At 63.0% G+C, this 12,481-nt stretch carries 8 protein-coding genes and 1 pseudogene; 5 read left to right on the top strand and 4 right to left on the bottom strand.

Annotated features, from left to right (window positions below; all coding sequences use genetic code 11):
• Together A8V01_RS24260 and A8V01_RS24255 are read right to left on the bottom strand one after the other, a co-directional pair.
• Window positions 1-397: pseudogene (locus A8V01_RS24260) on the bottom strand (transposase); the annotation flags it as partial.
• Between the two features lie 122 nt (window positions 398-519).
• Window positions 520-1,338 carry a DUF1206 domain-containing protein gene (locus A8V01_RS24255; protein ID WP_170066049.1) on the bottom strand — a complete coding sequence of 273 codons (819 nt, stop codon included), beginning with the start codon at window positions 1,336-1,338 and terminating at the stop codon, window positions 520-522.
• Between the two features lie 449 nt (window positions 1,339-1,787).
• Here A8V01_RS24255 and A8V01_RS24250 point away from each other — a divergent pair, with 449 nt between their 5' ends.
• Complete coding sequence (locus A8V01_RS24250) at window positions 1,788-2,312, top strand: hypothetical protein (protein ID WP_103098837.1); 525 nt, start codon at window positions 1,788-1,790, stop codon at window positions 2,310-2,312.
• A 560-nt stretch (window positions 2,313-2,872) separates the two neighbouring features.
• On the opposite strand, the gene nhaA is transcribed toward A8V01_RS24250, so the two are convergent.
• Together nhaA and A8V01_RS24240 are read right to left on the bottom strand one after the other, a co-directional pair.
• Window positions 2,873-4,183: a Na+/H+ antiporter NhaA gene (gene nhaA, locus A8V01_RS24245; protein WP_245892803.1), complete on the bottom strand. Its 1,311-nt coding sequence runs from the start codon at window positions 4,181-4,183 to the stop codon at window positions 2,873-2,875.
• 710 nt (window positions 4,184-4,893) lie between these two features.
• The gene (locus A8V01_RS24240; protein WP_103098835.1) at window positions 4,894-5,577 is read right to left on the bottom strand and encodes a type 1 glutamine amidotransferase domain-containing protein; all 684 of its coding nucleotides are present in this window, start codon (window positions 5,575-5,577) and stop codon (window positions 4,894-4,896) included.
• A 117-nt stretch (window positions 5,578-5,694) separates the two neighbouring features.
• Between A8V01_RS24240 and A8V01_RS24235 the strand changes: the two genes are divergently transcribed.
• The 4 genes from A8V01_RS24235 (at window position 5,695) to A8V01_RS24220 (ending at window position 12,071) form a co-directional block, all read left to right on the top strand.
• On the top strand, window positions 5,695-8,355 hold the full coding sequence (locus A8V01_RS24235; protein WP_103098834.1) for a winged helix-turn-helix domain-containing protein: 2,661 nt from the start codon (window positions 5,695-5,697) through the stop codon (window positions 8,353-8,355).
• A 113-nt stretch (window positions 8,356-8,468) separates the two neighbouring features.
• Window positions 8,469-10,547 carry a TonB-dependent receptor gene (locus tag A8V01_RS24230; protein ID WP_103098833.1) on the top strand — a complete coding sequence of 693 codons (2,079 nt, stop codon included), beginning with the start codon at window positions 8,469-8,471 and terminating at the stop codon, window positions 10,545-10,547.
• Window positions 10,548-10,561: 14 nt separating this feature from the next.
• Window positions 10,562-11,617: a Rieske 2Fe-2S domain-containing protein gene (locus A8V01_RS24225; RefSeq protein ID WP_103098832.1), complete on the top strand. Its 1,056-nt coding sequence runs from the start codon at window positions 10,562-10,564 to the stop codon at window positions 11,615-11,617.
• A gap of 13 nt (window positions 11,618-11,630) precedes the next feature.
• Window positions 11,631-12,071 carry an SRPBCC family protein gene (locus A8V01_RS24220; protein ID WP_103098831.1) on the top strand — a complete coding sequence of 147 codons (441 nt, stop codon included), beginning with the start codon at window positions 11,631-11,633 and terminating at the stop codon, window positions 12,069-12,071.
• The last annotated feature ends 410 nt before the right edge of the window (window positions 12,072-12,481 follow it).

Here is a 12,481-nt window from a genome sequence, read left to right as displayed (position 1 = left end):
GCTCCGTGGTCCGGCGGGCGTTCGCGCCTGACCGTCTTGGGATCGACGCCAATCAGCACGCAGGCCCGACGCTGTGAGACTTGGTAGTCCCGCATCACACCGAGCGCCACGTCGCGCCGCTGGCCTGGCGTCGTCAGCCTTTTCCCAGCAGGTCTTTCAGGATCGCGTTGTCCAGCATGCTGTCGGCCAGGAGCCGCTTCAGCTTGCCGTTCTCGTCCTCCAACTGCCGCAACCGATGGGCATCGGAAACCTCCATGCCGCCGTACTTCGCCTTCAGCTTGTAAAAGGTCGCCGTGCTCAGGCCGTGCTTCCGGCAAACCTCGACCGTTGCAAGCCCTGCCTCCTGTTCCTTGATCATCCCGATGATCTGCGCCTCGGTGAAACGGCTCTTCCTCATGCGTCTGCTCCTTCCTCGTGGGCAGACTCTACATCAGAATGAGGGACCTTTCGGGGAGCAGGTCATGTGGTCTAGCCGGTAGAGTTGATTTCGAGACTACGAGCGATATGATCCGGCGATGTTCAAAGCTGCAAGGGACTTTGTACCTTCGGAACGGTAATGCGCCGAAAACGGGCTTCAACGAGACTGAAGACGCCGAACAGCATTAGCCCAACACCAATTATCGATAGAACTGCCACGCCTTTTGGTTGCGCGCGAAGTTCTTTCAATGCGTCCCCTAAACCGCCAGCCCGGGCGGGATCATGATAAATCGCAGCGGCAATCAAAAGCCAACCGACCACGGCAAAAACCACAGCGCGCGAGCCGTATCCGAACCTGCCGATCCACTTCACATAAGCCGGAGCTGGCACATCTGCGCCCAGTTCATCAAAACTCGCCTGATATGCTTTGTGCGCCTGCGCAGCGGCGACAATAAACAAAACGATACCTACTCCGATCAACAGTGCCAGACCGCCAGGCATGTCGAGTCCCCACGCCGCCCAACTTTGCGCGGTCTCGTCCCCCGGACTACCCTGTCTTCCAGATGTCTGCTGTAGAGCAAGTTTTCCCGCTACGAGGCAGAGCGAGATGTGAACAGCTCCGCTGATGAGATAGGAGATGCGCTCCATTTTGCCTTTCATGGTACTGCCGCGACCCTCGGGGTCGAGGATACCTTCTGCAATTCTCCAAAAGGCATACCCTGCAAAACCGACCGCGCAAATCGCCAGCATGACATGGCCCAGTGGCTTTTCGCTGAGGCTGCCGAGCGCGCCCTGGTTGTCGCTCGGTTCTGCCCCTGTCCGCGATGCGTTGAGCGCAAGCCATCCAATCAAGATGTAAACGAGCCCGCGAGCAGCGAAACCGAGCCGGGCAAGCGCCGTCATTTTATCGCTGTATGCCATGTCTTTCTCCCAACGCATCCGAAATGCATGGAGGCAACCCGCGTTCCAGCAGCGCGCGTCAACCGGACCGCAAAGCTCACTGGCAAACTCGGCACCCGCGAGTAGCCAGAAGTTCGCTGATGAGTCCCGTTTTCCGCCCGCTGCCGAGACATGAGCGCAAACGATTGAGCTATAGAGGCCGAAGTGAACACTGTCAGCCATGGTTCCGGCCAACGTGACCGACGCCGCCTTCCAGACCCCAGCCTCTATCCACCGCCGCAACCGACAATAGATCGTCTTCCACTTCGTGGTGGGTGGAGCGACGAGCGGGCGGAGATGGGAAGCATCGCTCTACTCCGCCAGGTTGTCAGCCGCTAGAATTGCACCTCCGTGGAAACTGACGAGAATGAGGAACGCCCAGGCGTTTCGCCGCGTTTCCCCTGCATCACTGCGTCGATGGGAAATGAGAGATGAGATCGCCCCCTTTCATTACAGGCGCACTGATCATTGGCGTCGCGGGCGCGACCGGACTCGGACTGATCGCCGCGACCACCGTACCCACGCAAGTCAGCTCAGTCGAGGACACCTGGCGCGACCGCTATGGCTGGAAGGGCGATGTCACTTACGATGGCGGCTCGCAGGAGATCGAGAGCGATGCCCTCGCTGACAACGTGGCGCCGACGTGGCTTTTCAATTCTGCCTCGCTGCCGCACGATTTTGAGCAGGACCATCGCGATTTGTCGTACAATGACTATGCGCTGCCGTTGGATCGCTATGACTATGTCGAATACCCCGTTGATGAGCTGGCCGGAGTTATGACCACCAGCTACACTGCCGAACCGCCGGCGCCGGGGGACTCGGCCGAGACCGCTGCCCGATCGGCAGAACAGGTGACGCGCGAGGTGCGAATGGCAGAAGCAGCGCCTGCGTATGAGCAGCTTCCTGAGCCGGCGCCCAATTCGGGGGCGGATGAGCGTCCGGTCGGACAGCCCTGAGAATGCGGCCAGCCGTCCAGGCAGGACGCAGGGCTGATCTGCACGATCGGCGCCGCGTGTCATTTCAGTTATCTGCGCCGTTGGAGGCGAGGGGTCATACTCATATCGTTCGCACTTAAGGTGCCCTAATCCTGGTTAGCGACTTGTACTCATTCGCGACCCTCAGCCGTTAAGCCACCCAATCTCTTCCGGGGTGCGGACACTGCGCTTTCCCGCTGGGAAGCAATACGTAATTCATTGAGCGTCGGTTTTAGCAAAGACAGTTCCCCATTCGACTTTTGCCGAAATTTCATTCATGAGCGACGCAGCTATCTGGATTTTAGGCGGAGCGTAGGACCCTTCACTTTGGTCATTGCCCTTGGGGTTGAAATCTGCGAGGGCGGGCTGCGGTTCACGCGCCATCGTGGCGCTGATCAGCGAATAGATTAGCTCGCTGCCCAGCCCAGTGATGCTAGCTCGTCTGCAACAGTTTGGATCGGCGAGAGGACGCGGCCTCCACGATCGACGACCGCGGGTCGAAGATCGACGGTAGCGGCGATTCCAACGCCCTTGGTTACGGCTCACGTCTTCGGGCGATCACCTACAAACCGAAGGAAGACATAGCCTGCAAGACCAGCCACTGCCGACGCGGCCAACGTCCCGAGGGATGCCTGCTCGACCAATCTGCTGTCTGCAAATGCCAGGTCGGCTATGAACAGGGATATCGTGAAACCGATACCGGCAAGGCTGCTCATTGCGAGAACCATGCGCCATGTCACGCCGCTCGGCAGACGGGCAATTCCGGTCTGGGTTCCAAGCCACGAAGCAATCAGAAAGCCGATCGGTTTGCCAAGAACCAGAGCGGCGACGACCGCCGGGGCGAGGGGCGATGCTACTGCGTCGGCAAGAGCATCAGGGGTGATAGCCACATGGACATTGCTCAGTACAAACAGCGGCAGGACGAAATAGCTGACCCAGGGGGTCAGGAGCCCGACGAGACGATCGCCGGTGACTTCGGTAGCCGCCGTCATCTCGTCGAGGTATCCGAGGTGCGCCTCAACCTCATGATGGGCAGCGCGGCCTGTGCGATCGTCGCCATCGGCCTGGCGCAGCTGCCGGTAGGCATCCTGGAAATCATCGACCTTGCGTTGCACCCCGCGTGAAAAGGCACCCTTGTCCAGTCTCGGGCGGACAGGTGCGACGAAACCGATGACGACGCCGGCAATCGTGGCATGAATGCCGGATGCGAATATCCCGGCCCAGGTTGCTATCGACAGCAACACGTAAGGGAAAGAGGAAAACCAGCGCAGCTTGCGCAGCAGCAGCATGATGCCGAACGAGACTGCCGCCACGACAAGCCCGACGACTTCGATCTGCCGGGTATAGGCGCCGGCGATGACCAGCAGTCCGCCGACGTCGTCAATGGCGGCAAACGCCAGCAGCAGGGCGCGGAGACCGGGCGGAAACCGCTCGGAGAAGATTGCTAGCAGGGCGAGGCCGAACGCGGTGTCGGTGACGACAACCGTTCCCCATCCCGCCGCTTCCGGACCCTGGCCGGCAATCGCGAGGAAGAGGCCTACCGGCACCATCATTCCTCCGATGGCCCCCAGCAGCGGAAAAGCGGCCGAACGCCAGCGCGAGAGTTCGCCCGTGACAATTTCGCGTTTCATGTCCGTGCCGATGATGACGAAGAACAGAGGCAGGAGCGCGTGGTCGATCCACTGCGCCAGCGAGTGGGAAACGGAATGCGCGCCCAGACTGAGCTCCAGCGGTAGGCCCCAGAAATCCTCCCAGCCCGACGCGAGAGGTGAACTGCTCAAGGCAAGCGCGACGAACGTTGCCAGCAGCATCGGCCCGCCGAAAATCTCGTTGCCCGCGAAAAGCGGTTCCACTTTCTTCAAAAAAGCCCTGGAGATAGGAGATGTGACAGCGCGGGCATGTTCGCGCCCGGCGATGCGCGGCCTTATCGCCATGAGCGAGCTTGGCGATACGACGGGCAGGCTGAAAACGGCACTCGTTCCGATTGGGTGAAAAACAAGTCGGTACGTGGGCGTTTCTTTCCGGACATAGAGGAGCCAACCGCCGGAGCGGCCGAGCGTTCCAGAGCAGATTCGCAGCGGATTTTCTTAGGAGCCCCGTTTTTTAACAGCAAACCCGATCTTCGGTTTCGTTCGGTGAAACCGCGGCGCGGATGTCTGTCATCGTTGCCTGGCAGTTCCGGGGCTATGGGAGTGTCGTGCGCCGTCGCGCCCAGAATGGATTACCTGAGGGTGCGAGAACGACCGCGCGAAATGCCGCGCAGGTCTCGACTGCGCTGATTGTGGTCCCGGTGGTAGGTTTAGCCAATAAATGGCGCCCAGACTTGGTTGCCCCGAACGGCCGCCTAGAGGAGATGTTGTCTCGCCCTTCTAGGGCCGAAATGAGCGCGTAATCGCCCTTGCTGCCCTCGACCCATTGTTGCCGTTCAGAGGCCAAAATCGGATGCCCAGCTGCGGACGGTCTGCAATTACGACAGGTGTCGCCTCACTCAGGTCGTCCGATTACCGGTAGCGCGATGTAGGCTCACGCCGGAATCAGGCATCACTGCTACTGGAGTAACGTATCAGATGAGGGCATCAACAAGAGCTTTGGCCAGCGGTGTAGCGCTTGCCGGGTTCTGCCCAGTCAACAGCAGGCCGTCCTTTACCACGAGGGGCTCGAAGGGCGCCGCCGCACGATAAAGTGCTCCCTGTTCCCGCAATGCGGTCTCCGCCAGCAGGGGGACGATCTTGTCGTATGCGAGCATGGTCTCCTCGGCATTGCTGAAAGCGGTCAGCTCGCGCCCTGCGACCAGCGGATCGTCGCTGGCGTCCCGGGCGTTGAGGAGACCGACCACGCCATGGCAGATGGCGGCGACAGGCTTCCCGGCGGCGAGCAGGGATGATGCTAGGGCCCCCAATGCGAGGCACCCCGGAAAGTCCCACAGTGTCCCGGTGCCGCCGACGAGGTAGATCGCATCGATCCGCTCCACATCGACCGCAGCGACGTCGAGAGGGGCGGCGATTGCCTGCATCGCCTCCGCATTGCCGAGAAACCAGCTGCCCGCCGGAAGGAGCCACGGCTCGGCAAGGCTGGCAGGATCGAGCGGCGCAGGCAGGCCACCGGGCGTCGCGAACAGGATGCGAAAGCCGGCGTCCTCGATCTCGCGATAGGGGGCAGCAAGCTCTTCCAGCCAGACGCCCGTCTTGGCCCCGGTATCGCCGAGATCCTCGTGCGCGGTCAGCACGAACAAGATGGTTCCGCTCATCAGGCATGTCCCCCAGAAGGAATAGTGAAGGCGGCGAGGGGTGGCAGGCCCCGCACTTTTGCGCCATCCATCAATAAGGTGGATGGCACAGTGGCGGTGGACTGCCATAGTGGGGCCATGTTGATCGGCACCAAACTGTCTCCACCCAACAGAATGACCGATGCGGCCCGCCGCGATGCACTGGTGGAGCGGATCACGTCCGATACCCGGCGCGTGACCGTGCTGAGCGCGCCCGCCGGGTACGGAAAGACCACGCTGCTCAGCCAGTGCCACGCGCGCTGGCGCGAGGGCGACGTGGCGGTCGCATGGTACAGTGCCGATGATTCCCGGTTCGAGGCGGACCAGTTCTTCGCCTATGTCATGGCTGCGCTGCACCGTGCCGGCTTGCCGCTTCCCTACTCCGCCGATGCCATCGCAGCGGGCCTGCCGGGCCTGGCGGTGGACGCGGCGGCGCGCGCGGTGGTCGTAGCGCTGGAAGCGAGCGAGGAGCCGGTGCGGCTCATCGTCGATGACTATCACCGCATTGCCTCGCCCACGCTCGACGGGTTCCTCGATTACGTGATCGAACGGATGCCCGACCATGCGGCGATCGTGCTGGCGCTGCGCGGGACGCCTGGCATCGCGCTGGCGCGGCTCAGGGTACGCGGGCAACTCCTCCACCTGGAACAGGACGACATCCGTTTCACCGATGCCGAGATGCTGGCGGTATTGGGCGGCGAGGCCGAAAAGGTCGACAGCGCGGAGGTCATCGCCCGCACGCAGGGATGGCCTGCCGCATTGCAATTGCTGCGCCTGTGGCTGGAGGGCCGCGACCGGGTGGAGGCATTGACGCACCTCACGCGCCGTTCGTCCGACCTTGCGGACTATCTTGCCGAACAGGTGTTCGCGGACCTTTCCCCGGATGTTCAGGCGTTCCTGCTGGAAACCTCCGTCGCGGAGCGGATCTGCGCGGGCCTCGGCACGGCGATCACCGGGCGGGAGGATAGCGCTGCACTGCTCGATGGATTGCGCAGGCGGAATACCCTGGTGACTTCGCTCGACGAAGAGGGGACTTGGCTGCGCGTCCATCCGCTCCTGCGGGAGTTCCTGAGCGACCGGCTCGACGTCCTTCACGGCGAGCGGCGCGACGAACTGCACTTGAGCGCGGCGACCTGGCTGGCCGGGCAGAACCTGCTCTCCGAGGCGCTGAACCATGCTGCGCGCATGGCGGACCGGAATGCGGCGCTGCGGATCATGGAGACAGCGGGAGGCTGGCAGGTGGCGCTCCGTGGCGGCTCGGCCTTGCTGCGGCACCTCGATGCGGAAGGCGTGGTATGCGCCGAGACTTATCCCCGCGTCACCCTGGGCCGTGCCTACCTGGCCGCGCAGGAGGGAAGGCTTGCCACGGCGCGGGCGCTGCTCGACCGGTTGATGGCGGTACGCCCGCTTGACGAGGTGGAGCAGGCCGATCCCGGACTTGCGGTGCAGATCGTGTGCAACGATCTCGTCACCCACATCTACGAGGACAGGCCGATCCCCGATGGCCACGTCGCCTTCCTGCGGCGCCGGCTGGACGCGCCCTCCGCCGATCCGGTGCTCGGCGTGCTGATCCGCCACCTCACCTGCCTTGCCCATTTCGACCGTGGCGACATGGCATGGTGCCGGGTCGAGGCCGACAGCGCGCGCAAGCTGGCGCGTGTCCATAACCTGCCGCTGATCGAGGTCTATGCGCATCAGTACCTGGGTCTTGCGCAAATGCGCGCGGGGCACCGGCGCGAGGCGGAGCTGTTCTTCCGGCGCGGTCTTGAACTCGCCCGGCGCAATTTCGGAGAGGGCAGCGTTCAGGTTGCGGTCGCGATCGTCCTGCTGGCGCACACGCGCTACCTCGCAGGCGACCTGTCGAACGCGACGGACCTGCTCGAAACCACCCTGCCGCTGATCGAGCAGGGAGAAGGGTGGCACGAGGTCTTCTTCGCCGGCTATGCAACGCAAGGTTGGATCGCGATCCGCACCGGCAACTTCGCGCTGGCGGAGCGGGTGCTGCAGCAGGGACGTGACACCGCGGCCCGGCGCGGTCTCGTGCGGCTGCAGTACCAGCTGTCCTTGCTACGCGTCCGAATCCTGCTCAGCTCCAACCGCTTGGATCTTGCACAGGACTTGCTGCGCGAGATCGGGCCGCCGGCGGCAGAGATGGCGCAGCGCGATGCCCGTCTGCCCTGCGAACATGCCGTTGCCACGCTCTGTCTCGCGCTTCAGCGCGGAACCTGCGATCCCGCCGCACCGGAGAAACTGTCGCAGATCGTGGCGGAAGTGGGCTCCATGGCGCTGGAGGTCGAAGCGCTCGTCCTTCTTGCGGCCGCTTATGCGCGGCGGCGGCGCGTGACCGAGGCAGCGCGCGCATTCCGACAGGCGCTGGAACTGACCGAGAGCGAAGACCTGATCGGCGTCATCTCGCAGTTCGGCGCGCTCCTGCCGGTGGCGCTGGGGGCTTGCGAGGAAGCGCTGAACCTCTTCGAGCCTGCGCAGCGCGCGGTCGTCTCGCGCCTTCACCGCAGCACGCGCGGCGGCCCCCAGCGGAGCGCCGCGATACCTCCGGCGGCGGGCGATGTCATCATCACGCCGCGCGAGGTGGACGTGTTGCGTGCGCTGGCGGACGGCCTTTCCAGCAAGGAGATCGCGCGCAGTCTCGGCGTCGCGGAAAGCACGATCAAGACGCACCGGATCAACATCTATCGCAAGCTCGACGTGGCGACCCGTTCCCGCGCGATCCAGGCCGCGCGCAACCTGCGGCTGATCTGATCGCAGCCTTCCGGCGCGTTACAGGCCCGCCTCCACCTTTTCTCCTGATTTACCCTGTGCCGATCCGCTGCCTAGCCTGACCTCACAACAAAAGGCTCAGGGGGCTAGCACACATGACACACAGGTCGCACCGGCAGCGCGTGTTCGCCTGCATCACGCCGCTTTCACTGGCAGCCGCGCTGATGGCGATGCCGGTTCAGGCACAGGAAGAACCCGGCGGCGAGATCGTCGTCACCGCCCGCCAGCGCGCCGAGAACGTGCAGCAGGTGCCAGACGCCGTGTCGGTCTTCTCCGCAGCGGCGATCAGGGATGCCGGCATCCGCTCGATCGACGATGTGACGACGCTCGTCCCCAATCTCTCGCTGGTGGACGCGCAGGACGCCGGGACCGTCGCCATCAACATTCGCGGCATCGGCCAGGTCCGCAACGGCGAGGCGCCGGTGGCGCTGGTGGTCGACGGCGTGCAGATGACCTCGACCGACAGCATCAAGCAGACGCTGTTCGATCTCGACCAGATCGAAGTGCTCAAGGGCCCGCAGGGCGCTCTCTACGGACGCAATGCCATCGGCGGCGCCATCAACATCGTGACCCGCAAGCCTACCAACGAACTCGAAGGCAAGGCCGTGCTGGATTATGCCAACGGCGACGATCGTCGCCTGTTCGGCTCGCTCAGCGGCGCGCTGGTGCCCGATCTGCTGCTGTTCCGCGTGGCGGCGGACTACCGCAAGTTCGAAGGCGTGCTCCATAATGTGACGCTCGATCGCAAGGTGGACTTCGTCGAGGACACCAACGTTCGCGGACGCCTGCTGCTGACGCCCACCGACCGTCTGACCTTCGATCTCAAGGGCGCATACGGCCACCTCGACGGCGGCGCTTCGTGGTATATCCCGCTGGCGGACGGCCATCCGAACGACACGAGGACGCCGATCCAGAACGATTTCCTCGGCAAGAGCCCGCGCCGGATCACCGATGTCTCGCTGAAGGCCGACTATCGTTTCGATCCCCTTACGCTGACTTCGGTAACAGCGATCAATCGCACCAAGATCGATCTCATCGAGGATCTGGACTGGACCCCGCTCTCCATTCTCGGTGCTTCCCAACTCCGCGAGTACGAGAGCTTCTCGCAGGAAATCCGCCTCGCTTCGCCTTCCGCGCAGGCGCTGCGCTGGACGGCGGGTGCGTACCTGCTCGATGCGCGCCGCAGGATCGATACGGTGGTGCTGCTCTCTCCCGATCCCACCGCGATCGGCCTGCCGCCACAGGACTATCTGGAACTACCCTCGGCCCGTTCGACTGAGGATATCCTGACCAAGGCGGTCTATGGCCAGTTGAACTATGACCTGACCGACCAGCTCGAACTGACCCTTGCGCTGCGCTACGATCATGACGAGCGCACCCAGACCAATCGCCTGACGCCCGGACCGCAGCGCGAGGCCACGTTCGACGAGTGGCAGCCCAAGGCCTCGATCAAGTACGCGATGACGCCCGATCACATGGTCTACGCGACTGCCGCGCGCGGCTTCCGCTCGGGCGGCTTCAACCCGCCGACCGGCTCCTTCCCGGAACTTTACCGTCCCGAAGTGGCCGACACGCTGGAATTGGGCAGCAAGAACACGCTCCTCGGCAACGTGCTGACGCTGAACGCCGCGGCGTTCTACATGCGCTACAAGGACCAGCAGGTCTTCCTGCTCAACGTGGCCGATCAGGGTATCGTCAATATCGCCAAGACCGACATCTACGGGATCGAGGCGGAGGCGCAGGCCAAGCCGACGCGCCTCGTCCAGTTCGGCGCGGCGCTGGGCTGGATCGATGCGACGATCAAGGATTTCGACGGCACCGAAACCTACAAGGGCAACCGCGTGCCGCTCACTTACCGCTGGTCCTACACGCTCTACGCGCAAGGATCGCTCGAACTGGGATCCGCGCGCCTTACCGGCCGCGTCGACTATTCGGGAAAGAGCGGCAACTACTGGCACATCGACAATGCCGACCGGCAGGACCGGGTGGACCTCGTCAACGCGCGGCTGACCTACGATGTCGGGGCCTGGTCGCTTGCCGCCTACGCCTCCAACCTCTTCAACGCGAAATACACCGAGGAGTTCTTCGCGCGGGGGTTCTCCGCCGGCGCCAACGACATCCGATATCGCGGGCAGCCGCGCCGCTACGGCGTGACGGCCAGCTATTCGTTCTGACGAGAGAGAATGCCATGACCAGCACCACCACCGACCTCGAACGCCTGTTCAACGGTGACATCGCCGCCGAACACCTCATCGACCGCCGCCGTAATGGCAGGGGCGTGACATACGAAGGGCAGGACGGACTGTTCACCCAGACCTGGTTTCCACTGTGCCGGTCCACCGACGTGGAGCCGGGCAAGACGCTGGGTCGCAATTTCCTCGACGGTCGCGTCGTCGTCTACCGCACGCAGAGCGGCGAGGCGAACGTCGTCAGCGCCTATTGCCCGCACAATGGAGCGGACCTTTCGGTCGGCCGGGTGGAAGGCGAGGCGCTTGTCTGCGCATTCCATCACTGGCAGTTCGACACATCGGGCAAATGCCTGCGTACCGGCAACAATGACAGGATCACCAGCGGCATGAAGGTGTTTCGCTACCCGGTGCTGGAGCGGTTCGGCCTCATCTGGGCGTTCAACGGCGAGGAGCCGCTGTTCGACTTGCCCGACATGGGGCTGCCCGACGAGGAACTGACCTTCCACGAGGAGATCCCGATTATCGATCTCCTGGCCGATCCCTGGGTGTTTATGTGCAACACCTCGGATTTCAACCATATCACCTGCGTCCACGGCATCGATCTCGACAAGGCCGATCCGAGCGGCGACATGCGCTGGCACGATTTCGGATACGACTATCACCTCACCGGCACGTTTCGCGAGACGGGCGCGCAGCTGGAGTACGAGGTGGGAATCCTGGGATCGAACATCTTCTACCAGCGCGGCAGCGTGAATGGACAGTGGTTCGCTTTCCTCTACCCTTGCGGTATCCATCGCCCGGGCACCTTGCGCAGTTATGTGGTGATCGCGACGCGCAAGTCCGACGGCACGCCCGAGGACGACGCCCGTGTGCGGGAAACGCTCGATTTCGCGCAGAAGCTGGAAATCGACGTCGTGGGACAGGATGTAGAGATCTTGAACTCCATCCGCTTCACGCGCGGCATGTTCACACGCAGCGACAGGGCGTTGGGCACGTTCGTCGATTATCTGTCCAAATACCCTCGCGCGCACCCCGGCGCCGAGTGGATCCGCTGAGGAGCGCCCCGTCATGGAACTTGTGGAAGTGGCCACCCGCATCGAAGCCTCGGCGCAGCGCGTATGGTCTGAGGTGGGCGATTTCGGCAACGATCGCCTGACCGGCGGCTATGTCGACCGCGTGGAGGTGAAAGGCGCCGGGCTCGGCGCGCTGCGGACCTACCACCTTGCCGATCGTATGGGTGGGGGAGCCGCTGTCGAGCGGCTGACCCTGCTGGATGAGGCGGAACGCACCATCGCCTACGACATGGTCGACTACGGGCCGCTGAATTGGGCCGACTACAGCGGTCACATTAAGGTGACGCCCGCCGGTTCTTACGCCTGCATATTCGTGATCCGAACCCGGTTCCAGCCCTTCATGCCGGAGGAGGCGGAATCGCTGAAGGAGATGTCTCGAACCAACATCGGAATGTACATCGAAAACCTGCGCCGTCTGGTTGCCACACGGCGCTAAGCGAATCATATCGACATTGGCTTTCGGAGAGAGATCCACAACGCGGAGTTAAACGCTCGGAAAAACCGACCCTTCTAAGACATTCAGCCGCCAATTTTGCGTTCCCAGGTGCGGACCGGCAGCTTTCCCATTCTGCAGACCTTGGACTGGACCGTTAGCAGACGGACCGTTGTGGTCGAGCAAGATGAGCGTATGTACATCACTAACCTAAAACGATCACGCTCTTTGCTGCCTGCCGCTTGCGCGATCCCTCTGAATGGGTCCGTTATTGCGCCGGGTGTACAACCGCTTTCAATTACCCACAAGTGGTCCGACGCCAGATTCCACTGGTCGCAGCGGTATTGCTGCGACGGAATCGGCTATGATTCATGTTCTCGCACAGGATCGCTTTGGCGGGGTGCACGATGGTG

This window comes from Novosphingobium guangzhouense (genome assembly GCF_002896965.1).
Classification (GTDB): Bacteria; Pseudomonadota; Alphaproteobacteria; order Sphingomonadales; family Sphingomonadaceae; genus Novosphingobium; species Novosphingobium guangzhouense.
Note: the sequence above shows the minus strand (reverse complement) of the source record. Positions and strands in the feature narration are given on the sequence as shown.